Origin of the sequence: Streptomyces sp. NPDC004435 (genome assembly GCF_042873895.1) — a bacterium.
Classification (GTDB): Bacteria; Actinomycetota; Actinomycetes; order Streptomycetales; family Streptomycetaceae; genus Streptomyces.
Genome location: NZ_JBIAMB010000010.1, coordinates 38,133 through 62,867 on the forward strand (window position 1 = coordinate 38,133; position 24,735 = coordinate 62,867).

19 protein-coding genes are annotated in these 24,735 nt (G+C 73.8%); all 19 read left to right on the plus strand.

What is annotated here, in order from left to right; all coding sequences use genetic code 11:
* The first annotated feature begins 8 nt into the window (after window positions 1–8).
* On the plus strand, window positions 9–590 hold the full coding sequence (locus tag ACFYT9_RS19415; protein ID WP_376605707.1) for a TetR/AcrR family transcriptional regulator: 582 nt from the start codon (window positions 9–11) through the stop codon (window positions 588–590).
* A 455-nt stretch (window positions 591–1,045) separates the two neighbouring features.
* Entirely contained in the window at window positions 1,046–2,059 is a 1,014-nt protein-coding gene (locus ACFYT9_RS19420) for an agmatine/peptidylarginine deiminase (RefSeq protein WP_387276434.1), read from the plus strand.
* 88 nt (window positions 2,060–2,147) lie between these two features.
* Window positions 2,148–3,800: an ABC transporter substrate-binding protein gene (locus ACFYT9_RS19425; protein ID WP_389165397.1), complete on the plus strand. Its 1,653-nt coding sequence runs from the start codon at window positions 2,148–2,150 to the stop codon at window positions 3,798–3,800.
* The gene (locus ACFYT9_RS19430) at window positions 3,797–4,756 is read left to right on the plus strand and encodes an ABC transporter permease (RefSeq protein WP_376601895.1); all 960 of its coding nucleotides are present in this window, start codon (window positions 3,797–3,799) and stop codon (window positions 4,754–4,756) included. The genes ACFYT9_RS19425 and ACFYT9_RS19430 overlap by 4 nt, the downstream gene beginning before the upstream one ends.
* Window positions 4,753–5,607 (plus strand): ABC transporter permease, encoded by an 855-nt coding sequence (locus ACFYT9_RS19435; RefSeq protein WP_387276440.1) that lies wholly within the window; start codon window positions 4,753–4,755, stop codon window positions 5,605–5,607. Before ACFYT9_RS19430 ends, ACFYT9_RS19435 begins: the two co-directional genes overlap by 4 nt.
* The gene (locus ACFYT9_RS19440) at window positions 5,604–6,599 is read left to right on the plus strand and encodes an ABC transporter ATP-binding protein (RefSeq protein ID WP_376601898.1); all 996 of its coding nucleotides are present in this window, start codon (window positions 5,604–5,606) and stop codon (window positions 6,597–6,599) included. The genes ACFYT9_RS19435 and ACFYT9_RS19440 overlap by 4 nt, the downstream gene beginning before the upstream one ends.
* A complete protein-coding gene (locus ACFYT9_RS19445; protein WP_389165402.1) occupies window positions 6,592–7,389 on the plus strand; it encodes an ABC transporter ATP-binding protein in 798 nt (265 codons plus the stop codon). The genes ACFYT9_RS19440 and ACFYT9_RS19445 overlap by 8 nt, the downstream gene beginning before the upstream one ends.
* A 168-nt stretch (window positions 7,390–7,557) precedes the next feature.
* Window positions 7,558–8,697 carry an agmatine/peptidylarginine deiminase gene (locus tag ACFYT9_RS19450; protein WP_389165404.1) on the plus strand — a complete coding sequence of 380 codons (1,140 nt, stop codon included), beginning with the start codon at window positions 7,558–7,560 and terminating at the stop codon, window positions 8,695–8,697.
* A gap of 229 nt (window positions 8,698–8,926) precedes the next feature.
* On the plus strand, window positions 8,927–10,378 hold the full coding sequence (locus tag ACFYT9_RS19455) for a purine-cytosine permease family protein (protein ID WP_389165406.1): 1,452 nt from the start codon (window positions 8,927–8,929) through the stop codon (window positions 10,376–10,378).
* A gap of 134 nt (window positions 10,379–10,512) precedes the next feature.
* On the plus strand, window positions 10,513–11,679 hold the full coding sequence (locus ACFYT9_RS19460) for an agmatine/peptidylarginine deiminase (protein ID WP_389165408.1): 1,167 nt from the start codon (window positions 10,513–10,515) through the stop codon (window positions 11,677–11,679).
* Window positions 11,680–12,358: 679 nt separating this feature from the next.
* Complete coding sequence (locus tag ACFYT9_RS19465; RefSeq protein ID WP_376601709.1) at window positions 12,359–12,583, plus strand: hypothetical protein; 225 nt, start codon at window positions 12,359–12,361, stop codon at window positions 12,581–12,583.
* A 44-nt stretch (window positions 12,584–12,627) separates the two neighbouring features.
* Window positions 12,628–14,493, plus strand: a complete 1,866-nt coding sequence (locus ACFYT9_RS19470) for an amino acid adenylation domain-containing protein (RefSeq protein WP_389165411.1) — start codon at window positions 12,628–12,630, stop codon at window positions 14,491–14,493.
* Window positions 14,490–17,564 (plus strand): condensation domain-containing protein, encoded by a 3,075-nt coding sequence (locus ACFYT9_RS19475; RefSeq protein WP_389165413.1) that lies wholly within the window; start codon window positions 14,490–14,492, stop codon window positions 17,562–17,564. The genes ACFYT9_RS19470 and ACFYT9_RS19475 overlap by 4 nt, the downstream gene beginning before the upstream one ends.
* The gene (locus ACFYT9_RS19480) at window positions 17,561–17,914 is read left to right on the plus strand and encodes an acyl carrier protein (RefSeq protein ID WP_387278859.1); all 354 of its coding nucleotides are present in this window, start codon (window positions 17,561–17,563) and stop codon (window positions 17,912–17,914) included. Before ACFYT9_RS19475 ends, ACFYT9_RS19480 begins: the two co-directional genes overlap by 4 nt.
* A 17-nt stretch (window positions 17,915–17,931) precedes the next feature.
* Window positions 17,932–21,426 (plus strand): thioester reductase domain-containing protein, encoded by a 3,495-nt coding sequence (locus ACFYT9_RS19485; RefSeq protein WP_389165416.1) that lies wholly within the window; start codon window positions 17,932–17,934, stop codon window positions 21,424–21,426.
* On the plus strand, window positions 21,423–22,319 hold the full coding sequence (locus ACFYT9_RS19490) for a 3-hydroxyacyl-CoA dehydrogenase family protein (RefSeq protein WP_387278855.1): 897 nt from the start codon (window positions 21,423–21,425) through the stop codon (window positions 22,317–22,319). The genes ACFYT9_RS19485 and ACFYT9_RS19490 overlap by 4 nt, the downstream gene beginning before the upstream one ends.
* Window positions 22,316–22,582, plus strand: a complete 267-nt coding sequence (locus ACFYT9_RS19495; protein ID WP_376601718.1) for an acyl carrier protein — start codon at window positions 22,316–22,318, stop codon at window positions 22,580–22,582. Before ACFYT9_RS19490 ends, ACFYT9_RS19495 begins: the two co-directional genes overlap by 4 nt.
* Complete coding sequence (locus ACFYT9_RS19500; protein ID WP_389165419.1) at window positions 22,575–23,702, plus strand: acyl-CoA dehydrogenase family protein; 1,128 nt, start codon at window positions 22,575–22,577, stop codon at window positions 23,700–23,702. The genes ACFYT9_RS19495 and ACFYT9_RS19500 overlap by 8 nt, the downstream gene beginning before the upstream one ends.
* The gene (locus ACFYT9_RS19505) at window positions 23,699–24,733 is read left to right on the plus strand and encodes a 3-oxoacyl-ACP synthase (RefSeq protein WP_389165421.1); all 1,035 of its coding nucleotides are present in this window, start codon (window positions 23,699–23,701) and stop codon (window positions 24,731–24,733) included. Before ACFYT9_RS19500 ends, ACFYT9_RS19505 begins: the two co-directional genes overlap by 4 nt.
* Window positions 24,734–24,735 lie beyond the last annotated feature (2 nt).

Consider the following 24,735-nt stretch of genomic DNA (forward strand, 5'->3'; position numbering starts at 1 on the left):
TTCGGGCCATGGCGTCTCGCAGTACTCAGATCCTCGAAGCAGCCGCCCGGGTGATCGCCCGGCGCGGGGTCCGTGGCCTGCGCGTGGAGGAGCTCGCCGCCGAGGCGGGCGTGTCCACCGCGCTGATCTACTACCACTTCAAGGACCGCAACGGGATCCTGCTGAAGACGCTGGAGTTCATCAACGACCGCGCCGAGCGGTACACGACCGAGCGCGACCCGGACGCCGCGCCGCTGAGCCCGCGCGAGGAGCTGGAGCACACCCTGCTGCTCGAACTCCAGGACACCACCGAGGTGCGGGAGAACAGCAGCGCCTGGGGCGAGCTGAGGGCCAGCGCCGTCTTCGACGACGTGCTGCGCGAGGACCTGACGCGCGCCACCCTGGTCTGGGTCCAGGAGGTCGCGGCGCTGCTCGGCCGGGTCTGTCCGATGGCCCCGGCGGTCGCCCTCGCGGGTGCCGCCGAGCGGCTCACGGCCCTGCTGGAGGGGCTGAGCATGCGCTGGCTGAGCGGCACGCTCCGGATCTCGCACGCCCGGACGCTGATGAGCGAGGGCATCGACGCCGAGATCGAGCGCCTCGGCCGCCACTGACGCGCTCCGCGCGCGCCCCGGCTCCTTCACCTGGCCGGGGCGGCTCACGGGGGTGATGCCGGGACCAGCCACGGTCCGGGGCCGATGGCGGGCCCAGGTCCGGGGCCGGGGGCAAGCCCGAGGCCGGGTCCAGGCCCGGGGCTCGGTTCAAGGCCGGGCCGCCCGCCGCGCGGCGAGGCCGTGCCGCGGATCCTCCTGACCGCCTGAGTCGGCTCCCGGCCCGGGGCCGCTTCTTCCGGCGCGTGCCTCCTCCGGGGCGTACCGCCCCGCTCGCACGAGTCGCCCTCTACTCCTCCGTACCGAAAACGCCTGTCCTGAAACCCTGCCCTCACTCTTGACTGAATTTTCAGTCGGGAGGAGGATGCTGTTCACACCGCGTACCCGTCCCCACGCTCGCGCCAGGCTGAGCCGGCGCCGCCGACGGGTACTTCTGGCGAAACGAAGAGAGATCCGTGATGACCGCATTCCGTATGCCCGCCGAGTGGTCCGAGCACGAGGCGTGCCTCATGGCCTGGCCCGTCCGCGAGGACCTGTGGAGCAGCGTGCTGGACGACGTCAAGGAGGAGTACGCGAACGTCGCCCGCGCCATCGCCGCCTTCGAACCCCTCACCATGGTCGCGCCGCCCGGCCACGGCGACGAGGCCCGGGCGAGGTGCGGCGACGGCGTCACCGTCGTCGAGCTGCCGCACGACGACTCGTGGTTCCGCGACTCCGCCCCGCTCTTCGTCCTGGACGGCGAGGGCAACCGCGCCGGCGTGGACTTCCGCTTCAACGCCTGGGGCCGCAAGCACCAGCCGTACGACTCCGACGACCGCGTCAGCGCGCTCCTCCTGGAGCACCTGGGCGTCGAGCGGATCGTCTCCGGGATGATCCTGGAGGGCGGGGCGATCACGGTCGACGGCGAGGGCACGCTCATCACCACGGAGCAGTGCCTGCTCCACCCCAACCGCAACCCCGGCCTCACCCGCGAGCAGATCGAGGCCGAGCTGAAGGCCCGGCTCGGCGTGGAGAAGGTGATCTGGCTGCCGTACGGCGGGCTCCTCGACACGGAGACCGACGGACACGTCGACGGCGTGTGCGCCTTCGCCGCCCCCGGCACCGTCGTGGTCTCCCTGCCCGACGACCCCGACCACCCGGACTTCGCCCGGATGCGCGCCAACCGCGCGGTCCTGGAGGCCACCCGTGACGCCCGCGGCCGCCGGCTGGAGATCATCGACGTGCCCCAGACCGCCTACGCCGACATGCCGGGCGGCGAGGTCGAGGTCTCGTACCTCAACTACTACGTGGCCAACGGCGGCGTCGTCGTCCCCGTGGCCGGGCAGCCCCAGGACGAGGCGGCCCTCGCGGTGATCGCCTCCGCCTACCCCGGACGCAAGGTCGTCCCGGTGCGCGCCGCCGCGATCGCCTACGGAGGCGGCGGCGTCCACTGCATCACCCAGCAGGTGCCGGCCGCCCGCGCCTCCGCGTAACGCGCGCCCGAGTCCGCCGCCGACGGGCCGGCCCCGCGGCCCGTCAGCCCCGTCAGTCCCGTCACCCTCACGGAAAGACAGCGCGACGATGACGACACCTCCCTCCCCGAGCCGCAGACGCCCCGGCCGTCGCGGCCGGACGGCCGCCGCGACCGCGGCGCTGGCCGCCCTCGCCCTCCTCGCGGCCTGCGCCGGTCCGCCCAAGGGCGCGGCCGGTGTCGAGGCCCGGCTCTCCGCCACCACGCCCCCCGCGCGCGGCGAGATCGACTCCTTCACCTGGGCGCTCTACGCCGAGCCGCCCACCCTCGACTACACGGTCGCCTTCGACTACCCGCAGAACACCGTCCTGTCCAACGTGTGCGAGAGCCTCATGCGCTGGACGCCGCAGCTCACCGTCGAACCGGGCCTCGCCCGCAAGGCGAGCAACCCGGACCCGCGGACCTGGGTGTACGACCTGCGGTCCGGCGTGCGCTTCCACGACGGGCGGACGATGACCGCCGACGACGTCGTCTTCAGCCTCGGCCGCCAGACCGACCCGAAGAACGCGGCGGCCTGGGCGCAGGTCTTCCAGAACGTCGCGTCGGTCCGCGCGACCGGCCCCCTCCAGGTCACCGTGAGCCTCAAGCGGCCCGACTCCCAGTTCCCGCAGTACATGGCCAGCGCCGCCGGCGTCGTCGCCTCCAGGAAGGGCGTCGAGGCGGCGGGCAAGGACTACGGCACCACCGGCGGCCTCGCCTGCACCGGCCCCTTCGAACTCGGCGCCTGGCAGAAGGGGCAGTCCATCGAACTGGACCGCTTCGACGAGTACTGGGGCACCGCCGCCAAGGCGAAGAAGGCCGTCCTCCGTGTCCTCACCGACCCCTCCGCACGCACCAACGCCATGCTCAGCGGCGAGATCGACGGCGGCTACCTCATCCCCACCGAGAGCTACGCCCGCCTCAAGGGCTCCGGGATCGGCACCCTGTACTTCGGCGAGGGCCTCAGCACCGTCAACGTCAACATCACGAACATGAAGGGCCCGCTCGGCGACGTCCGGGTCCGCCGCGCCCTCTCCCTCGCCCTCGACCGCTCCGGCTTCGTCAAGGCCGGACTCGGCGGCGCCGGCACCGTCACCAACTCCCTCACCACCCGTGCCGCCTGGGCCGCCGCGCCCGAGAGCGCCCTCAAGGCGGCGTTCGACGGCCTGCCGCCCACCGCACCGGACGTCGAGAAGGCCAAGGCCCTGGTCAAGGAGGCCGGTGCCACCGGCAAGACCCTGACCATGGTCACCAGCCCCATCGGCCAGGACGTCTCGCTGCTCGCCACCGCCGTCCAGGCCGCCGGCACCCGCATCGGCCTCGACATCCGCCTCAAGACGGTCTCCCCGAACGCCTTCACCGCGCTGTTCACCGACCCCGAGGCGCGCGAGGGCGTCGACATGTTCCCGCTCACCATTTACAACTCCATCACCGACCCCCTCGACCTGCTCACCAACTTCAAGACCGGGGCCTACCTCAACTACGCGGGCCACAGCGACCGGAGGTACGACGAACTCGTCGACCGGGCCGCCGCCGCGTACGAGCCCGGCAAGCGCCTGGCGATCGAGGCCGAGCTCAACAGGATCGCCGCCGAGCGGCTCCTCTGGATACCCGTGGCCGAGTGGCCCACCTCGGTCTTCCTCAACAAGAGGATCACCGGCGCCCCCACGACGATCTCGTACATGTACCAGCCGTGGGCCGCCTCCGTGGGGGCCGCGCAGTGAGCTTCCTCCGCTTCGCCGTACGGCGCGTGGCGGAGATGGCCGCGACCCTCCTCGCCGCCTCGTTCGTGGTCTTCGGCGCCCTGTACCTCGCCCCCGGCAGCCCGGCGAGCTTCCTGCTCGCCGGCCGCTCGGCCTCGCCCGAGGCGCTGGCCGCGATCAACGCCCGCTACCACCTGGACGACCCCTTCGCCGTCCGGTACCTGCGCTGGCTCGGGGACATGGTCCAGGGCGACTTCGGGCGCTCCCTCACCTACCGCACCGACGTCTCCCGGCTCCTCGCCGACCGGCTGCCGACCACCCTGCTCCTGATCGGCATGGCGCTCGTCGTGGTCGTGGTCGTCGGCCTCTTCCTCGGCCGGCTCTCCGCCGTCCGCGGCGGCGCCACCGACACCGCCGTCCTCGTCGGCACGACCTTCGCCGTCGGCACCCCGTCGTTCGTCGCCGCCGTGCTGCTCCAGGGCGTGTTCGCCGTGAAGCTCGGCTGGTTCCCCAGCAGCGGCGCCGGTGACGGCTTCCTCGACCGGGTCTGGCACCTGACCCTGCCCGCGATCGCCCTCGCGCTCTACCTGATCGGCATGCTCGCCCGGGTCACCCGCTCCGCCATGCTCGAAGCCCTCGACAGCGAGCACGTCACCGTCGCCCGCAGCCGGGGCGTCCCCGAGCGCCAGGTCATCCGCCGCCACGTCTTCCGCAACTCGCTCGGCACCGTCCTCACCACCGGCGGCCTCATCGTCTCCACCCTGCTCGTCTGCACGATCCTCGTGGAGACCGCCTTCAGCATCGGCGGGGTCGGCCAGCTCCTCGAACTGTCCACCTCGACCAAGGACTTCCCGACCGTCCAGGCGATCTCCCTGATCATCGTCGCTCTCTTCATGTCCGTGAACCTGATCGTCGACCTGCTGCTCCCGCTGGTCGACCCCCGGATCGCGCTCGGAACGAGGAGCTCCTCCGCATGACCGCCGTCCTCACGCGCCGTCCGGGCCTCGCCCGGCTCCGTACCACCCGGTCCCCGCTCCATCTGGTCTGCCTCGGCTTCGTCGGCCTCGTCACCGCCGCCGCCCTGCTCGCGCCCTGGCTCGTCCCGTACGACCCCAACGAGATCGACCTCGGCAACGCGCTCGCGGGCCCCTCCGCCGCGCACCCGCTCGGCGTCGACGCCGCCGGCCGCGACACCCTCTCCCGGCTGCTGCTCGGAGCCCGCACCTCGCTCCTCGGGCCCCTCGGCGTCGTGCTCTTCTCCACGCTCGCCGGCATCGCGATCGGCATGGCCGCCGCCTGGCGCGGCGGCTGGCTCGACTCGGTCCTCTCCCGCTCCACCGAACTCGTCTTCGCGTTCCCCGGCATGCTGCTCGCGATCCTGATCATCTCGATCCACGGCGAGGGGCTGCTCGCCCCCGTCATCGCGCTGTCGCTCGCCTACCTGCCGTACGTCAGCCGGCTCACCCGCTCGCTCGTCCTCGCCGAACGCGCCCGGCCCTACGTGAGCGCCTACCAGGTCCAGGGACACTCGGCGCTCCAGATCTGCCTGCGCCACATCCTGCCCAACATCGCCCCCGTCGTCCTCGCCCAGTCCACCATCAACTTCGGCTACGCGCTCATGGACCTGGCCGGCCTGTCCTTCCTCGGCCTCGGCGTCCCCGCCCTCACCCCCGACTGGGGCCGCATGGTCTTCGACGGACAGACCGCCGTCCAGCACGGCTACCCGCTCTCCGCGGTCCTGCCCTGCGTGTTCATCGTGCTGACCGTCGTCGCCTTCAACGTCGTCGGCGAGCGCTGGGCCGACCGCGTCGCCAGGAGAGACCGATGACCCCCACGAAACCCCCGCACGCGCTCGACGTCCAAGGTCTGACGGTCACGCTTCCCGGCACCGCCCGGCCCGTCCTCGACGGCGTCGACCTGCACGTCGCCGCGGGCGAGACCGTCGCCCTCGTCGGCGAGTCCGGCTCCGGGAAGTCCCTCACCTCGCGCGGCGCGCTCGGCCTGCTGCCGCCCGGCGCCGTCGCCGAGGGCCGGATCCGCGTCCGCGGCCACGACGTCCTCGCCATGAAGGCCGAACAACTGCGGGCCCTGCGCACCGACACCGTCGCCATGATCTTCCAGGACCCCCGGGCCGCCCTCAACCCGATGCGCCGCATCGGCGACTTCCTCACCGAGAGCGTCACCCTCACCCGGACCATGAACCGGGCCGACGCCACCGCCCGCGCCGCGGAACTCCTCCGCGCCGTCGGCCTGGACGACTCCGCGCTCCGCAAGTACCCCAGCCAGGTCTCCGGCGGCATGCTGCAACGCGTCATGATCGCTGCCGCGCTCATGGGCGACCCCGAGCTGCTGCTCGCCGACGAGCCCACCACCGCGCTCGACGTCACCACCCAGGCCGAGGTCATCGCCCTCCTCGCCGAACTGCGCGCCCGCTTCCGCACCGGACTGCTCTTCGTCACCCACGACCTCGACCTCGCCGCCGCCATCAGCGACCGCGTCTACGTCATGTACGCCGGCCGGATCGCCGAGAGCGGACCCGCCGAAGCCCTCTTCGCCCGGCCCCGGCACCCGTACACCGCGGCCCTGCTGGCCTCCACCCCCCGTCTCGAAGCGCCCGGGGGCCGCCTCGCCGCCATCGAGGGACAACCCCCGGACCTGCGGCAGGAGCTGAACGGCTGCCCGTTCGCCGCCCGCTGCCCCCTCGCCACGGAGCTCTGCGCACAGCGGGCACCCGAGCCGAGGACCGCGCCCGGCCTTCCGGGCCACCAGGCCGCCTGCCACCACACCGACCGGCTCGAAGGGAGCCCCGTCGATGCCTGAGAACGCCCTGGAGGCCGTCGGCCTCCACCGCGCCTTCGGGAGCGTCCCCGCCGTCGACGACGTCTCCTTCGTCCTCCCCGAAGGCGGCTCCCTGGGCATCGTCGGGGGGTCCGGCTCCGGGAAGACCACCACCGCCCGCATCGTCGTCGGCCTGGAGCGGGCCGACGCCGGAGAGGTACGGATCCGGGGCCGGGCCCGGACCGCCGGCGGCCGCGGCAGGGCCCGCCGCCTCGCCCGCGCCCGCGAGGTCCAGATGGTCTTCCAGGACCCGTACCTCTCCCTCGACCCCCGCACCAGCGTCGAGCAGGTGCTGCGCGAGACCCTCCGTCTGCACTTCCCCGGCACGGACCACGACCGGCGCGTCCGCGAACTCCTCGATCAGGTCGGCCTGGGGACCCGGGCCGCCGACGCCCGCCCCCGCCAGCTCTCCGGCGGCCAGCGCCAGCGGGTCGCCATCGCCCGCGCCCTCGCCGTCGAACCCGCCGTCCTCGTCCTGGACGAGGCGGTCGCCGCGCTCGACGTCTCCGTCCAGGCCCAGATCCTCAACCTCCTCGCGGACATCCGCGAACAGACCCGGATCGGCTACCTGTTCATCACCCACGACCTCGGCGTGGTCCGGTGCGTCACCGACGACGTCCTCGTCATGCGCCACGGCCGCGTCGTCGAGGCCGGCCGCACCGCCGACGTCCTCGCCGCCCCCGAACACCCCTACACCCGGCTGCTGCTGGAATCGGTGCCCCGCCCCGGCTGGGACCCCGAGGCGATCGCCGCCGCCCGCCGGGCCCTCTGACCTCCGGGGAGGTCCCTCCGCCGGGCGGCACCCGCCGTCACCCTCCGACCTCCCCCGCACGGGCGTTCCCCGCCTGCATTGCCCCCCACCCCCACGGGCCCGCCCCGGCGTCGCCGCGCACGTCGTGGCCACGCCGGCCGCGGGTCCGCCGACCACAGGAGACCGACCATGACCGAGCAGACCGCAGGACGCCACGCCCGCCGTGGCCTGAACCGGCGCGGATTCCTCGTCGCCACCGGCGCGACCGCCGTCGGCGCCGTCCTCGCGACGACGCTGCCCGAACGCGCCGACGCCATCGCCCGCCCCTTCCGGGTCCCCATCGAGGACGTCCGCCACACCCGCACCTGGATGGCCTGGCCCGACTCCACCTCCATCTGGGGCGGCCGGCTCGGCGGCGTCCAGGCGGACATCGCGCTCATCGCCCGCACGATCGCGAAGTACGAGCCGGTCGTCCTGTGCGCCAACTCCGGAAGCGCCGCGAAGGCCCGTGCGCTGTGCGGCCCCACGGTCACCGTGATCACCTCCATCCCGGTCGACGACTGCTGGATGCGCGACACGGGCCCCGTCTTCCGCACGGACGGCGCCGGCGGACTGGACGCCGTCGGCCTCAACTTCAACGGCTGGGGCGACAAGCAGGCCCACGCCAAGGACGCCCGCGTCGCCGAACGGATCGCCGCCTGGGCCGACGTGCCCTTCACCCACGCCGACGTGGTCGGCGAGGGAGGCGGCGTCGAGCAGGACGGCGCCGGCACCCTCATGGCCACCCGCAGCAGCTGGGTGAACCGCAACCGCAACCCCGGGATGTCGGAGCGCCGGATCACGGACGCCCTCTGCGACGCGTACGGCGCCTCCAAGGTCATCTGGTTCGACGGCGTCTACGGACAGGACATCACCGACGACCACGTCGACGCGACCTCACGCTTCCTCGCCCCCGGCGAGGCCCTCGTCCAGATGCCCCTCTCCTCGGACACCGACGACTACGCCCGCGACGCCCGGCAGCAGTTCGCCGTCCTGTCCCGCTCCACCACCGCCTCCGGCCGCCCCATCGACACGATGCGGCTCCAGGGCCCCGACTACGAGAAGATCCGCTCCACCGACCAGGGCTTCCTCGCCTCCTACGCCAACTTCTACCTCTGCAACGACGCCGTCATCAGCGCCCGGTTCGGCGACCGGCGCGCCGACGAGGCGGCCCGCGCCACCCTCGCCCGCCTCTACCCGGACCGCGTGATCGAACAGCTCGACATCGACCGCCTCGGCACCGGCGGCGGCGGCATCCACTGCGTCACCCAGCAGCAGCCCGTCGCCTGAGCCGGTGAGCGTCCGCCCGGCACCCGTGCGACGAACGGCCCCGACCTGCGGATCGGTGTGCCGGGCGGGCCTCCGACGACGAAATCCGCAGAAAAACTTCTGTCGATTCATCATGTCCAATGGATTGACTGAAATTTAGGTCAGTTCCTACGGTGTCTGCATCCGAGCGGCGCCCGGGGTCCTGAGGTGCTCGCCGGATTCGTGCACGCACCCGTGAACAGGAGCCCGCATGGGGCCAGTTGCCTCGCAGACGCATGATCCCGCCCGGCCCGCCGGGATCGAGCAGCACTCGATCGACTGGGTGCCCCTCTCGGAACGCCACGGCAAACCGTCGGACGTCGGGGCCATCTGGTTCGTCGGCAGTCTCAACCTCACCGGCCTGGCGACCGGTGTCGTGACCCTCTCCATGGGGGCCTCGCTCGTCTGGACGGTCACCGCCACCGTCCTGGGCTCCCTCTTCGGCACGTTCTTCATGGCGTTCCACTCGGCCCAGGGGCCCCAGCTGGGACTGCCGCAACTGGTGCAGTCCCGGCCGCAGTTCGGCTACCTGGGCGCCGCCCTCACCGTGTGGGTCTTCGCCCTGGTGAACTACGTGGCCTTCAACACCTCCGACGCGCTCCTCTCCGGCCAGGCCATGAACCTGCTCACCGGGATGCCGAACACCGTCGGCTACGTGCTGGCCGCCGCGGTGGCCACGGTGATCGCCCTGTTCGGGTACGAGTGGATCCACCGCATCAACGGCTGGCTCACCTGGCCCTTCGTCGCGGTCACCGCGGCCGTCACCGCCTCCGCCCTCTTCGGCGGAGGGCTCCCGGACGGCGTCTGGGAGCCGGGTCCCTTCGAACTCGCCCCGTTCATGCTCGTGTTCGTCTTCGTCGCCGGCTTCCAGCTGGGCTGGGCGCCGTACGTCTCCGACTACTCCCGCTACCTCAGACCCGACGTCCCCGTCCGCTCCACCTTCTGGTGGACGTACCTGCCGAGCGCGGTCTCCGGCATCTGGGTCTTCGTCCTCGGCGCCGTCGTCTCGGCCGGAGCCCCCGAGGGCACCGATCCCGTCACCGCCCTGAAGCTGTCGGCGGACCGGCTGTTCGACGGATTCGGCACCGTCGCGGTCGTCGTCCTCCTGGTCGGCCTGCTCTCCATCATGGCGATCAACCAGTACGGCGGCAGCCTCACCATGATCTCGATCATGGACTCGTTCCGCCCGGTCAGGCCGACCCGGAGGCTCCGCGTCGTGACGATCGGCATCATGCTGGCCGCCGTCGGCACGGTCTCCACCCTCGTCGGCATCGACCGCTTCACGTGGTTCTACTCCCACGTGGTCGTGGCCCTGACCTACCTCTTCATCCCGTGGACGGCGATCAACCTGGTCGACTTCTTCTTCGTCCGGCGCGGCCAGTACGTCGTCAAGGAGATCTTCAACCCCCGGGGGATATACGGCCGGTGGGGATGGCGGGGCAACCTCGCCTACCTCGTCGGACTGGCCTGCATGGCCCCGTTCATGGTCGTCACCGACGTCTACGTCGGTCCCGCCGCGCGCCTCCTCGGCGGCGTCGACTGCTCGCTCCTCGTCGGCCTGCCCGTGGCCGGCGGCCTGTACTGGGCGCTCGCCCGCAGCCTCGACCTGGCCGCCGAGCGCCGGATGGTCCGGGAGGAGGGGCTGCTGGACCGACTCCACTGAGCGCGCCCCTCGCGGCGCACCCGTACCGGACGAGCGGTGCACCCGCACCGGACGAGTGGTGCACCCGTACCGCACCGGCATCCGTACCGCACCCGCACCTTCACGCACAGAACCCAGGAGACAAGGAGCATCACGTGAAGAACGCACACGACGGCGACCGCCCCGGCCTCAGCCGCAGATCCCTCCTCGCCCGCACCGGAGCGGTCGCGGCCGCCCTGGCGGTGGGACCCGTCCTCGGCGCCCAGACCGCGCGGGCCGCCTCCTGGCGCGTGCCGGGGGAGGACGAGACGCACCGCAGGACCTGGATGGCCTGGCCGTCCAGCTCGACGATCTGGGGGAGCGACCTCTCCCTGATCCAGACCGACATCGCCAAGCTCGCGAAGGAGGTCGCCAAGCACGAACCGGTCATCATGTGCGCGGACGGCTCCACGGCCGCCTCGCGGGCCCGGAGCGCGTGCGGCTCCACCGTCACGGTGATCAGCTCGATCCCGGTCTCCGACTGCTGGATGCGTGACAGCGGTCCGCTCTTCCGCGTCGACGACGCCGGCGGCCTCGACTCCTTCGGCCTGAACTTCAACGCCTGGGGGGAGAACGCCACCCGCTTCTACGGCATCCCCGCCTCCGCCTACGACAAGGACCGCGTCGTCGCCCAGCGGATCGCCTCCTACACCGGCGTCCCGTTCGCGAAGTCCTCCGTGGTCGGCGAGGGAGGGGGGATCGAGTACGACGGCGACGGCACCCTGATGGCCACCGACAGCTGCTGGGTGAACTCCAACCGCAACCGCGGCAAGTCCCGCGCCCAGATCGAGGCGGAGCTGCTGGCCCGCTTCGGCGCCTCCAAGATGATCTGGCTGCCGGGCGTCAGGGGGGAGGACGTGACGGACGGGCACATCGACGGCACCGCCCGGTACATCAGGCCCGGCGTCGTCATGGTCCAGCTCGCCGGGGCGGTGCGCCCCGACGTCTGGACCGCCAACGCCCGGGCCATCCGCGACACCCTCGCCGGCGCGACCGACGCGCGGGGCCGCAGGCTCCAGGTGCTCACCATCGAGGGACCCGACACCCTGCCCCGCATCCCGGCGGGACGGCGGGACGAGTTCCTCAGCTCCTACATGAACTGGACGGTGACCAACGGGGCGATCATCACCACCCAGTTCGGCGACACCGCCAAGGATGCGGCGGCGAAGGCGGCCATCGCCGCCGCGTACGACCGCCCCGTCGTCCAGCTCAACCTCGACAAGCTCTACGGCAACGGCGGCGGAGGCGCCCACTGCGTGACCATGCAGGAACCGAGCCGCTGAGCCGGTGAGCCGCCGGCCCGGGACCGCCTCGCGTGTCCCGGGCCGTGTCCCGCGGCCGGACAGCCGAGGTGACGAGACCGGCCGCTGTGCGGCCGGTCTCGTTTCGTCCGAGGGAAATCCGCAGGAATACTTCATTAACCCATCCCGCTGGTCGTGCAGGTCGGCAGGCGCGGTCGTCCCGTGAATTCACCGGGTCCCGCGAGGTTCTCGTCGAGACCGGCTTTCCGACGTGCCGTATCCGGGTTTGTCCGGGGTAATGCGTGAGCCGCCGGGAGGCGTGCGCGGGAGGGCGAGGGGGTCCGGAGGCCCGTGTTCGGCATCCGCGGGGAGGGGTTCCGGGTGTCCGCCGATGCCGGGTCCGGCGTGTTGCCGCAGAGTCTGTCAGGTCGGAGTCGCGGGGGTTCCTGGACCCGGTCCGCGCCCATTTCGCGCCTGTTTTATCGATGAATAGGCGGCTTTTTCATCCCGAGTGGACGCCATGGACGGGGTGAGTGCCGCAACGGGCGATCCAGTCCGGATCGCCCGCGATGTCCGTTTCACCGGTCCGCATCATCGTGCGGCGCACAGGTGTGCGCTCGCGGTTCGTTGATCCGTGTCGCCCCTGGCCCACACGATGTGGAGGTCGGAAAGCGCACGCGGTCGAAAAACCCAACCGGCCGCCGACCCGAAACGGAGAGAGATGGTTACCAGCCGACTCGTCAATTCTGCCGGAACAGCCTTTTCGGCTCTTCTGCTCGCGACCGTCACCGCGGTCGCCGGCGCGATTCCGGCCGGTGCTTTCTCCGGGAAGGGCGGCCAGGTCGTGGCGGATCACGGCTGGGGCCGGAAGGCCGCCGACGTTCCCGCGTCGCCCGGCGGCCTCGTCGTCCTCGCCGGCGGGACCGGGGACCACGGCTGGGGCTGATGCGGGCGGGCGCGGTTCATTCACATCCAGCGGAGAGGTGGGACATGGCGGCAGACGGCGTGCACGAGGTCGTGGCACGGTGGGTCGAGCGGGAGCCTGACGCCTGCGCGGTACGGGAAGCCGAGAGCGGCCGTTCGCTCACGTACCGGGAACTGTGGCTCCGGTCCGGCTGGCTGGCCGCCGAGCTGGCCGCACGGGGAGTCCGCCGCGGCGACCTCGTACCGGTCGCCCAGGACCGCTCCGTCGACCTGGTCGTCACCTTCCTGGGCATCCTGCGCTGCGGCGCGGCCTATCTCCCGCTCGACGGTCTCGCCCCCACCAGCCGGCTCGCCGGCATCGTCGGCGAGTCCGGTGCGCGGGTCGTCGTCCGCGCCCCCGGCGCCGCCGGCCGGTGGGCCGACCTGGCGGCGTGGCTGCCGGCGGACGCCGAGCCGCTCGACCTGCCGGAGCGGGACCCTGGCCTGCCGGTGCCCGCGCCGGCCACCGACCGCGACGACCCGGCGTACGTGAACTTCACCTCGGGCTCGACCGGGCGCCCCAAGGGCGTCGTCGTCCCGCACCGGGCCGTGCTGCGGCTCGCGCTCCGCGCCCTGTTCTGCACCGTGGAGCCCGGCGACCGGGTGGCGAGTTCCGCGAACCCCGCCTTCGACGCCACCACCTTCGAGGTGTGGAACGCGCTCTGCGGCGGCGCGACCGTCGTGGTCCTCCCGTCCGTCACCGAACTCCCCATGGACGACTGGGCAGAGCTGGTCCGCTCCGAGCGCGTCGACGCGCTGTTCCTCACCACCTCCCTCTTCCACACGGTGGCCCGGGAGAACGCGGACGCCTTCGCCGGCGTGGGCACCGTCGTGGTCGGCGGCGAGCAGCTGGAGCTGGGCGCGGTGCGCCGGGTGCTGGCGGCCCGGGCGCCCGGCCGGCTGGTCAACGGCTACGGCCCGACCGAGACGACGACCTTCGCGGCGTACTTCGACTGCACCGAGGAGAGCCTGGCGGGCCTCGACCGGGTTCCGGTCGGCTTCCCGCTCCAGGAGACTTCCCTGCACCTCCTGGACGCGGGGCTGAACGAGGTGGCGCCGGGCGAGACCGGTGAGCTGTGCGTGGGCGGACCCGGAGTCGCACTGGGCTACCTCGCCCGCCCGGAACTGACGAAGGAACGTTTCGTCACGCTGCCCCGCACCGGTGAGCGGATCTACCGCACCGGCGACACCGGCCGACTGCTGCCCAGCGGCGCCGTCGAGCTCTTCGGCCGCACCGACCGCCAGGTCAAGCTCCGCGGCTTCCGCATCGAGCTGGAGGAGATCGAGCGCGCCGCCACCGCCTCCGGGCTCGCCGACGCCGCCTTCGTCGAGAAGGTCGGCGAGGGCCCCGCCGCCTCGCTCGTCGGATTCGTCCTCCCCTCGCCCGAGGCCGCCGCCGACCCCGGCCGCGCCGAACTCCCCACCGCGCTCCGGCGGCGCCTCGGCGAGACCCTCCCCGGCTACATGCTCCCCGCCCGCTGGGTGGTCCTGGACCGCGTGCCGTTCGGGTCCACCGGCAAGGCCGACCGCGCCCGTCTGCTCGCCCTGCTCGACGAGCCCGGGACCGGCGCGCCGGCCGGCCCCGCCGCCGCCCCACCCGCCACCCCGCCCGCCGTCCCGCCCACCGACCCGGGCTCCGCCCCGACCTCCGGGCACGCCGCGGCGCTCGCCGCGCTCCAGGAGATCTGGCGGGACGTACTCGGCACCGACGCCGTCGCCCCCGAGGCCAACTTCATCGACCTCGGCGGCAACTCCATCCTCGCCATGCAGGTGGCCGTCCGGATCCGCAAGCACCTCGACGTGCGCGTCGACGCCGGTGCCGTCCTGCTCACCGACAGCCTCGACGAGCTGGCCGCCCACGTGGCCTCGACCCCCCTGGCGGCCGCCCCGTGACCGTGAACCCGCCCGCACCGCTCTCCTTCGCGCAGGAGCGGCTCTGGTTCGCCGACGCCACCGCGCCCGGCAACCCCACGTACAACGTCCCGCTGTTCTTCCGCGCCCCGGGCCCGCTCGACCCCAAGGCCCTCTCCCTCGCGCTGGAGGCGGTCACCGCCCGGCACGAGCCGCTGCGCACCGTCTACCGGCTCCTCGACGACCTCCCCGTCCAGGACGTCCTGGAGCCCGAGCCGGTGCCCGTGGAGGTCGTCGACCTCCACGGCGTCCCCGACGCCGCCGCCCGCGCCGCGCGCGAGGCCCGCGAGCGCGGCCGCGCCCCCTTCGACCTGACCCGCGGACCGCTGCTGCGCTGCACCCTCTGGCAGGGCCTGCCCGACGGCGACGCCGTCCTCCTGACCGTCCACCACATCGCCGTGGACGGCTGGTCCCTCGCCCCGCTCTTCGACGACCTGGCCCGCGCCTACGAGTCGGTCCTCGCCGGCGACCCCGCCGAGCTGCCCCCGCTCCCCGCCCGCTACGCCGAGTTCGCCGCCCTCGAACGCGCCGCCGAGCGCGACCCGGAGTCCGTCCGGGCCCTGGAGGAGCGCGTCTCCGGGCTCCTCGACGTCGCCCCCGGCCTGCACCTCGCGGGGCGCGCCGACCGGCCCGCCGCCCCCGACGGCACCCGGACCGGCGCCCAGCTCACCCTCACGGTGCCCCCGACGGTCCGCGCCGGGGTCGACGCCCTCGCCCGCACCCTGCGCGTCACCCCGTACGTGGTGCTCGCCTCCGCCGTCCAGGCCCTGCTGCGCCGCTGGTCCGGCCGCACCGACTTCCTGGTCGGCACCATGACGGCCAACCGCGACCAGCCCGGCCTGGAGGAGGCCGTCGGCTTCTTCGTCAACACCGTGCCGCTGCGCTGCCGGGTCGACCCCGCCGACTCCTTCCGGGCCCTGTGCGCGGCCACCCGCATGGAGGCGTTCCGTTCCCTGGCCCACCAGCGCGTCCCCTTCGACCGGCTCACCGCCGCCGCGTCCGCCGCACGGGGCACCGGTCGCCGCCCCCTGGTCGAGGTCGGCTTCGTCTACCAGAACGCCCCCGCCCCCCACCCCGGCGCCACCGGATGGAGCGCCCCCGCCGTCCTCGGGACCGGCACCGCCAAGTTCGACCTCCTGCTGATCCTGGAGGACGGTCCCGACGGACTCTCCGTCACCGTCGAGTACGACACCGCGCTGTACGCGGCCGTCACCGCCCGCGCCCTCGCCGAGGGATTCGCGGGCCTGCTCGACGCGGCGGTCGAGGACCCCGACGCACCCCTGGCCGAACTCCCCGAGCCGCCGGGTCAGCCCGCCGCCGAGGCCCTGCCGATCGCACCGGCCGCGTCCGCCCCACCGGCCGCCGCGGAGTCCCGTACCCCGGCCGGCGTCCCCGGCAGCCCCGCGCTCGGTCCGGCCGAGCTCCGGGCGGCCGAGCTGTTCGCCGCCGTCCTCGCCCGCGGCGGCGGCCTCGGCCCCGCCCCCGCGGCGGCCGACCTCACCCCCGACTCCGACTTCTTCGCGCTCGGCGGCCACTCGCTGCTCGCCGTCAGCATGCTCGCCGAGGCCAAGCGCCGCCACGGCCTCGTCGTCTCGCCGCGCGCCTTCCTGCCCCGCCCCACCGTCGCCGGACTCGCCGGCCTCCTCACCGAGGCCGAGGCCGCGACGGAAGCCGAGCCCGCCACCCCCTCCGGCACCGCGACCCTCCACCCCGCCACCCGGCCCGAGTCCGCCCCCGCCGCCGACGACGAGGCCCATCCCGCCTCCCCGGTGCAGCAGCGCTTCTGGTTCCTCGACCGGCTGCCGTCGCTGCGCGCCGCCTACCTGATCCCCACCCTGGTCGAGTACGGAGGCACCGTCGACCCCGACGTGCTGCGCCGCGCGGTCGACCTCGTCCTCGGCCGTCACCCCGCGCTCGCCTCGGTCTTCTGCCTCGACCGGCGCAAGCGCCACGTCTGCTACCGCACCAGCGGCACGCCCGCGCCGACCGCCGTCACCGACGCCGCCGGCTGGGACCCGGACACCCTGCGCGACCGGCTCTCCCGGCTCTGCTGGGCCCCGATGGACCTGGGACAGGAGGCCGCGGCCCGCGCGGAGATCCTGCTCCTCGGACCCGACCGGACCGTCCTCGCCCTGGTCGTCCACCACATCGTCGCCGACGGCTGGTCCCGCGACCTGCTGCTCGCCGAGATCGGCACCGCCTACCGAGCCCTGGCCGCCGGCGCCGAACCCGCGCTCGCCCCACCGGTCCACCCGGCCCGGCTCACCCCGGACGCCGCCGGCCCCGCCCGGGAGAAGGAGCGGGCTGCCGCGCTCCTGGAGCACCTGCGCGACGCCCCCAACGACATCGCCCTGCCCCACGACCGGCCCCGCACCGAACTCCAGACCACCGAGGCCGCGCTGCTCACCGCCGCGCTGCCGCCGGCGACCGCGGCCCGGCTGCGCGCGGTCGCCGCGGCCGTGAGCGGCTGCACCCTCTTCATGACCACCGCGGCCCTCTTCGCGGTGGCCCTCGCCCGCCGCGGCAGCCAGCGGGACTTCCTCTTCGCCTTCCCCTGGGCGGGCCGCGAGGAGCCGGACGCCACCGAGGCGGTCGGCATGTTCGTCAACACCCTGATCCTCCGCCTCGACCTGCGCGGCGAACCCACCTGGCGGGAACTCCTCGGGCGGGTGAGGGAGTCCTGTTCCGTCTCCTACCGGCACGCCGACGTGGCCCTCGACGTCCTCGCCAACGAGCTGCACACCGACCGCGACCTCAGCCGCCCCGCCCTGACGCCGGTCTTCCTCAGCGCCCAGAGCGGCGCCCCGGGACCGGCCCCCCTGACCGGTGCCACCTCCGCGCGGCTCCTCCCGCTCGACCCGCTGCACATCAAGTACGAGCTCGAACTCGTCGCCACCGAGCCGAAGGCCGACCGCCTCGAGCTCGCGCTGGCCTACGCCGTCCACCTCTTCACCCGGGAGACCGCGCAGGCGCTGCTCGACGACGTGGTCGCCGCCGCGGAAGACCTCGCAGCCGACCCCGACTCCCTCCCCTTCACCAGGAGCACTCCGTGAACGACACCGTGGCCACGACCCCGCCCACCGGGACCGCACTCATCGACCGGGTCCGCCAGGCATGGTCCGACGTCCTCGACCTGGACGGCGTCGACCAGGTGCCCGACGACGTCAACTTCCTGGAGGCGGGGGGCAGCTCGCTGCTCCTCATCATGCTCTGGGAGGAGCTGGAGCCGCTGACCGAGCGGACCCTGAAGGTCTCCGACCTCTTCCAGCACAGCACCGTACGGGCCCAGGCCGCCCTGCTCGCCGACGCCTCCGGTGCCGAGGAGCCGCTGACCGCGCTCGGCGCCCGCAACCGCGGCGGCCTGCTCGGCCGCGCCCGCCGCGACCAGAGCCCGTCCGAGTGAGCGAGGAGAACCGGACCATGAGCGACAGCACCGCCGGCACCGCCGGCACCGACATCGCCGTCATCGGCATCGGCCTGCGCTACCCCGACGCCACCACCCCCGCCGAGTTCTGGCGCAACATCGACCGCGGCGTCGTCTCCATGCGCGAGATGTCCCCCGAGCAGCTGAAGGCCGCCGGCGTCACCGAGGAGATGCTCGCCGACTCCGCATTCGTCCGCGTCGCCACCTCCCTGCCCGGTGTCGAGGACTTCGCCTCCGAGTTCTTCGGCTACCCGCCGCGCGAGGCCGAGACCATCGACCCCCAGCAGCGGATCTTCCTGGAGGCGTGCTGGGAGGCGCTGGAGAACGCCGGCCACCCCGTCCGCAAGGACGGCACCGGCCCCGCCGACCCCGTCGTCGGCGTCTTCGCCGGCAGCGCCGCCGGCAACTACTCCGCCGCCCTCCTCGCCGCCAAGGCCCGCGAGTCCGGCCTCCGCGCCGCCGTCGACGACCTCGAACTCACCGTCGGCGGACAGGCCGACTTCATGACCTCCCGCGCCGCCTACAAGCTCGGCCTGCGCGGGCCCGCCGTCAGTCTCCAGACCGGCTGCTCCTCCTCGCTGTACGGCGTCCACTACGCCACCCTCAGCCTGCTCTCCGGCGAGTGCGACATCGCCCTGGCCGGCGGCGCCACCGTCCTCGAACCCTTCCGCGGCTACCGCCACCAGCCCGGCGGCGTGCTCTCCGAGGACGGCTACTGCCGCTCCTTCGACGCCTCCTCCACCGGCACCACGTACAGCTCCGGCGTCGGCGTCGTCGCCCTGCGCCGCCTCGACGACGCGCTCGCCGACGGCGACAACGTCCTCGCCGTCATCCGCGGCAGCGCCGTCGGCAACGACGGCGGAGACCGCCTCGGCTTCATCGCCCCCAGCCCGCGCGGCGTCGCCGACGTCGTCGCGGCCGCCCTCGGCACCGCCGGCGTCGGCGCCGACAAGCTCCGCTACGTCGAGGCCCACGGCACCGCCACCCCGGTCGGCGACAACATCGAACTCATCGCCCTCGACCGGGCGTTCCGCGCCACCACCGACAAGACCGCCTACTGCGCGCTCGGCTCGGTGATGTCCAACATCGGCCACACCGGCCCCGCCGCGGGCATCGCCGGCTTCATCAAGGCGGTGCACGTCGCCCGCACCGGCAAGATCCCGCCGCACCCGACCTTCGAGCGGCCGCGCGACCCCGACATCCTCGACGACAGCCCCTTCTTCGTCGCCACCACCGGAGAGACCTGCGACGACGCCGACCGGCACGTCCTGGTCAACTCGATGGGCGTCGGCGGCACCAACGCTGCCGTCGTGCTCGCCGCCCCGCCGGAGCCGGTCCGCGCCCCCGCCGCGCACCGCCCCGCCGTACGCCTCGTCGTCTCCGCCCGCACCCGCGCCGAACTCGACCTGGCCTGCCGCCGGCTCGCCGACCACCTCGACGAGGACGCCCCCGACGCCGGGGACGTCGCCCACACCCTGCGGGTGGGACGCGCCTCCTTCACCGAGCGCCGGGTCGTCGCCGCGGCCCCCGAGCGGCTGGCCGCCGCGCTGCGGATGCCCCGCCCGCCCGCCGTCCGCACCGAGCGCGCCACCGGCGCGGGACCCGTGCTCGTGCTGCCCGCCGCCGGCGAGCCGCAGCCGCCCGCCGCGCTCCTCGCCGCCCTCCGCCACGCGCTCCCCGCCCTCGGCGAGCCGCTCACCGCCGGCGCGGACGCCCTCCCCGAGGGCCGGTTCCCGATCCTCCTCGGACACGGCGCGCCCGCCCGCGGCCACCACGTCGCCGCCCTGCCCGACCCGGCCGACGCGGACGCCCTCGCCGACGTCCTCGACGACGTCGTCACCACCGCCTGGCTGCACGGCGCCGACGCCGACTGGACCGCGCTCGCCGGTCCGGCCGGCCGCCGCCTCGCCCTCCCCACGTACCCCTTCACGCGCAAGCGCCACTGGGCCCTCGACCGCCTCGTGTACGACGGCCCGGTCGCCGCCCCGACCCCCGCGCCCGGTGCCGGCGGCGCCTCCGACGCCGCCGAGGGCAGTGTCGAGGCGGGCCTCGTCCAGCTGTGGAAGGACCTCTTCGGTCACGAGACCATCGGCCTCGACGACGAGTTCGCCGCGCTGGGCGGCACCTCCCTCCTCTCCGTCCAGCTCGTCCTGGAGATCCAGCAGCGCTTCGGCGTCCTGGTCAACATCCACCGGGCCGGCGGCAGCCAGGCCACCGTCCGCCGCCTCACCACCATCGTCGAGGGCCTGCTGAACGGCGCCGGCCTCGGCGACGAGGAGGTCGACCCGGCCGCGGACGGCGACGGCGCCCTCGTCGACGCCGACCTCCAGCTCCCGCTGGAGCCGCTCGCCGCCACGCCCGCACCCGGCAAGGACGTCCTGCTCACCGGCGCCACCGGCTACCTCGGCGCCTTCCTCCTCGACGAACTGGTCCGCGCCTCCAAGGGCCGCGTCTACTGCGTCGTCCGCGCCGCCGACGAGGCCGAGGGCATGGAGCGGCTCCGCGCAGCCGCCGCCAAGTTCGGCCTGACCGAGCCCGACCCGGAGCGCGTCCACCCCGTCCCCGGCGACCTCCGCGACATCGCCGCCGTCTGCGCGACGTACCGCAGGGGCGAACTCGCCGCTCGCGTCGGCCACGTCGTGCACTGCGCCGCCAAGGTCGTCTTCACCGAGCCCTACCGGATGCTCCGCGACGACAACGTCCTGCCGCTGGTCGCCCTGCTCAACTGGATGCGCCCGCTCGGCATCCGCGACGTCAGCTTCATCTCCACCGTCGCCGCCACCGCCCCCGCCACGGCCGGCGGACGTCTCATGGAGACCCGCGAGCAGCCGCTCGACCCGCAGCTCGGCGGCTACGGCGTCAGCAAGTGGGTCGGCGAGCGGATCCTGGAACGCGCCGACCAGGACGGCATGCGGGTCCGGGTCTTCCGCCCCGGCCTCATCATGGCCTCCAGCACGAGCGGCGCGTGCAACGACAAGGACCTGATCTGGTTCCTGCTCACCAGCGGCCTCGTCGTCGGCGCCCGCCCGGTCGACGACCGCGGCATGCCGGTCTCCCCGGTCGACGTCCTCGCCCGCGCCGTCGCCGAACTCGCCCTCTCCACCAAGTCGGTGGGCCGTGCCTACCACCTCGTCGACGAGACGTCCCCCAGCCTGGAGGACCTCTTCGCCGCCCTGGAGGAGGCCGGACTGCCCACCCGCACCGTGCCGCTCACCGAGTGGCAGCGCCTGGTCGCCGAGCGCGCCACCGCCACCGGCAGCAAGGTCCTGGCCGCCACCGCCCTCTACGAGATGGAGGGCCACGAGCTCGACGAGGCCGGCGTCCAGGCCCGCGGCTGGCAGCCCTGGCTCCGCAAGGCAGGACTGTCCCCGCTGGTCACCGGCGAGCAACTGCGCAACGGACTGGCCTTCCTGGCCGCCCGCACCGAGGACATCGGCTCGCTCCTCCCGGCCCTCGCGGCCGAGGCGGCGGCCGTCGAGGGGGAGAAGTGAACGACGCACCGCGGGAGACCCGCCCCGACGACGGCGCCCCGGCCCGCCGGCACCGCCTCGCGGTCATCGGCGCCGGAGTCATGGGCACCGGCATCACGACCCTGGCCCTCGGCCGAGACGTGGACGTGATCCTCGTCGACGTCTCCGAGGACCTCCTCGACAAGGCCCGCGACGCCGTCACCGGCCAGCTGCGCCTGGCCCGGATGATGGGGAAGCTGCCCCGAGAGGGCGCCACCGGCGACCTGGTCACCACCACCCGGATCGCGGACGTCGCCGACGCGACCGCCGTCGTCGAGGCCGTCACCGAACTGGCCCCGCTCAAGGCCAAGGTGCTCGCCGAGGTGTCCGCCGCGGTCGCCCCCGGCACCCTGCTGATCTCCAACACCTCGGCCGTCCCCATCGACGAGCAGGCCGACGCGGTGGCCCGGCCCGAGGACCTGGTCGGCATCCACTTCATGAACCCGCCCTACCTGATCGGGACCGCCGAACTGATCCGAGGCCCCCGCAGCGGCGACGCCGCCGTCGAGGCGGCCCGGGAGCTGCTGGACACCCTCGGCCAGCACGGCGTCCTGGTCGGCGACGGACCCGGGTTCGTCATCAACCGGATCCTCCAGCGCATGATCAACGAGGCCGCCCGGATCGTCGCCGAGGGGATCGCCGACCCGGAGTCCGTCGACGCCGCCTTCGAAGGCTGCCTCGGCCACACCACCGGCCCCCTCGCCACCGCCGACCTCATCGGCCTCGACAACGTCGTGGACTCCCTGCGCGTCCTGCGTGAACGCACCGGGGACGCGGGCTACGAGCCCTGCGCCCTGCTCCTGGACAAGGTCGCCGCCGGCGACCACGGCCGCAAGACCGGCCGCGGATTCTTCGCCTACGGAGGCACCTCGTGAGCACCCCCACCCAGCAGGACGACACCGCCATCCGAGTGACGCTCACGGAGTTCCTGGAGCAGCGCACCAAGACCGCGGTCGCCCCCGACCTCGACCTCTTCGGCACCGGTCTCGTCACCTCCCTCTTCGCCATGGAGCTGCTCGTCCACGTCGAGCGCTCGTTCGGCGTCCAGGTCGGCGGCTCCGACCTCACGCTCGACAACTTCCGCAGCGTGGACGCGATGACCGCCCTCGTCCTGCGACTGCGGGGCGGCGATGAGTGAGCCCACGGCGGCCGACGCCGCCCGCACCGGCGCCGAACAGCTCGCCACCGGGCTGATCGGCGACCGCGCCGACGCCTGGGACCGGGCCGGCGAACTGCCGCACGGGCTGCTGCGCGAGCTCGGCGGCAAGGGAGTCCTCTGCGCCCAGGTGCCGGCCGCCTACGGCGGGCTCGGCCTGAGCAGCGCCGACAACGGCGAACTCACCGCGCACGTCGGCGCCCTCTGCTCCTCCGTCCGCAGCGTCATGACCTCCCAGGGCATGGCCGCCTGGACGGTCGAGCGGCTCGGTGGCGACGAGCAGAAGGCCGTCCACCTGGGCGAGCTCACCTCCGGCCGGCTCGCCGGCGTCGCCTTCAGCGAGCCGGGCGCCGGCAGCGACCTCGGCGCGATGACCACCACGATCCGCACCGAGGGCGACACCGTCGTCGTCGACGGCCGGAAGTCCTGGATCACCGTGGGCGCCTACGCCGACCTGCTGGTCGTCTTCGGCCGGTACGGCTCAGGGGCCGGCGCCGTCGTCGTCCCCACGGACGCGCCCGGCGTGACCGTACGACGCGTCCCCGACCCGATGGGCTGCCGGGCCGCCGGCCACGCCGACATCACCCTCGACCAGGTGCGCCTGCCCGCCGACCGCCTCCTCGGCGGCGCCGGCCTGCCCGTCGACTGGCTGGTCACCTCCGCGCTCACCTTCGGCCGCGTCTCCGTGGCCTGGGGCTGCGTCGGAATCCTCCGGGCCTGCCTGCGGGCCGCCACCGGACACGCCACCACCCGGCAGCAGTCCGGCGTCCCGCTCGCCGACCACCAGCTCGTCGCCCGACACCTCGCCGAGCTGTTCGTCGCCCACGAGGCCTCGCTGCGCTGCTGCGAGCAGGCCAGCCGCTGCTGGGACGGGAACACCCCCGAGCTCGTCGTCTCCGCCGTCACCGCCAAGCACCTCGCCGCCGGGCACGCCGCCCGCGGCGCCGCCGCCGCGGTCCAGGTGCTCGCCTCGGCCGGCGCCCGGGACGGCGGCCCGGTGGCCCGCGCCTACCGGGACGCCAAGCTGATGGAGATCATCGAGGGCAGCAACGAGATCAGCCAGCTGCTGCTCGGCAAGCACGCCGCGGCGGTGTGGTCATGACCGACACCACCACCGCCTCCACCACCGCCTCCACCGGCACCGACATCGGCACCGACATCGGCATCGGCCTCGTGCACACCGTGCTGCCCACCGTCCGCACCCCCCTCGCCGACCTTCCCGAGTTCCCCGGACTCGACCCGGAGACGGCGGAGTTCGCGCGCGGCAGCGGCATCGAGACCGTCGGCGTCCTGGAGGACACCACCGCGGGCGACCTCGCCGCCCTCGCCGTCCGGGGCCTGCTCGACCGGCTCGGCGAGCAGGGCCCCGGCGCGGTCCGGCCCGACACCCTCATGCTCGTCGGTCCCCGCGCCCCCGACGTCCTGCTCGGCTCCGACGCCTGCCGCGTCCAGGCCGAGGCGAAGCTCGACGGCACCTTCGCCTTCACCCTCGACGGCCTCGGCTGCACCGGCTCCAGCGCCGCCTGGGCCCTCGGCCGCGACCTGCTCCTCGCCGACCCCGCCCGGCAGAGCGTCCTCATCGCCCACGGCAGCCGCCCCACCGGCTACGACCGGGTCCGGTACCCCGTCACCGTCATCGGCGACGGCGCCTACGCGATGACCCTGGTCCGCGGCGGCCGGCCGGTGCTCCGGGCCCACCGCCAGGAGACCGACGGCACCTTCCACGACCTCTTCCGGGTCGACTACAAGCAGGTGCCCTCGTACGAGTGGCGCGAGGAGTGCGCCTCGCCCGACCGGTACCGCTTCGAACTGGCCATGAACAGCCGGATGCGGCTCTCCCGGATGGTCGACGAGGTCCTCGCGGACGCCGGCGTCGACAAGTCCGCCGTCGCCACGACGCTCATGCAGAACGTCACCGCCGGCGCCTACCAGTTCTACGAGACGCTCCTCGGCCTGCCCCTCCACCCCGTCTGCGGCGAACACCTCGCCGCCTACGGCCACCTGGGCGCCATGGACGTCGTGCTCAACCTCGACCGGCTCCTCGCGACCGGCGGACTCGCCCCGGGCGACCTCGTGCTCGTCCTCAACAACAGCCCCGTCGCGGCCTGGGCCGTGACCCTGTGGGAGGTGTGACC

Bases quoted from the DNA above. Each gene is read 5' to 3' on its own strand.
- ACFYT9_RS19415 (WP_376605707.1), top strand. From the start codon at position 9: ATGGCGTCTCGCAGTACTCAGATCCTCGAAGCAGCCGCCCGGGTGATC.
- ACFYT9_RS19420 (WP_387276434.1), top strand. From the start codon at position 1,046: ATGACCGCATTCCGTATGCCCGCCGAGTGGTCCGAGCACGAGGCGTGC.
- ACFYT9_RS19425 (WP_389165397.1), top strand. From the start codon at position 2,148: ATGACGACACCTCCCTCCCCGAGCCGCAGACGCCCCGGCCGTCGCGGC.
- ACFYT9_RS19435 (WP_387276440.1), top strand. From the start codon at position 4,753: ATGACCGCCGTCCTCACGCGCCGTCCGGGCCTCGCCCGGCTCCGTACC.
- ACFYT9_RS19440 (WP_376601898.1), top strand. From the start codon at position 5,604: ATGACCCCCACGAAACCCCCGCACGCGCTCGACGTCCAAGGTCTGACG.
- ACFYT9_RS19445 (WP_389165402.1), top strand. From the start codon at position 6,592: ATGCCTGAGAACGCCCTGGAGGCCGTCGGCCTCCACCGCGCCTTCGGG.
- ACFYT9_RS19450 (WP_389165404.1), top strand. From the start codon at position 7,558: ATGACCGAGCAGACCGCAGGACGCCACGCCCGCCGTGGCCTGAACCGG.
- ACFYT9_RS19455 (WP_389165406.1), top strand. From the start codon at position 8,927: ATGGGGCCAGTTGCCTCGCAGACGCATGATCCCGCCCGGCCCGCCGGG.
- ACFYT9_RS19465 (WP_376601709.1), top strand. From the start codon at position 12,359: ATGGTTACCAGCCGACTCGTCAATTCTGCCGGAACAGCCTTTTCGGCT.
- ACFYT9_RS19470 (WP_389165411.1), top strand. From the start codon at position 12,628: ATGGCGGCAGACGGCGTGCACGAGGTCGTGGCACGGTGGGTCGAGCGG.
- ACFYT9_RS19485 (WP_389165416.1), top strand. From the start codon at position 17,932: ATGAGCGACAGCACCGCCGGCACCGCCGGCACCGACATCGCCGTCATC.
- ACFYT9_RS19500 (WP_389165419.1), top strand. From the start codon at position 22,575: ATGAGTGAGCCCACGGCGGCCGACGCCGCCCGCACCGGCGCCGAACAG.
- ACFYT9_RS19505 (WP_389165421.1), top strand. From the start codon at position 23,699: ATGACCGACACCACCACCGCCTCCACCACCGCCTCCACCGGCACCGAC.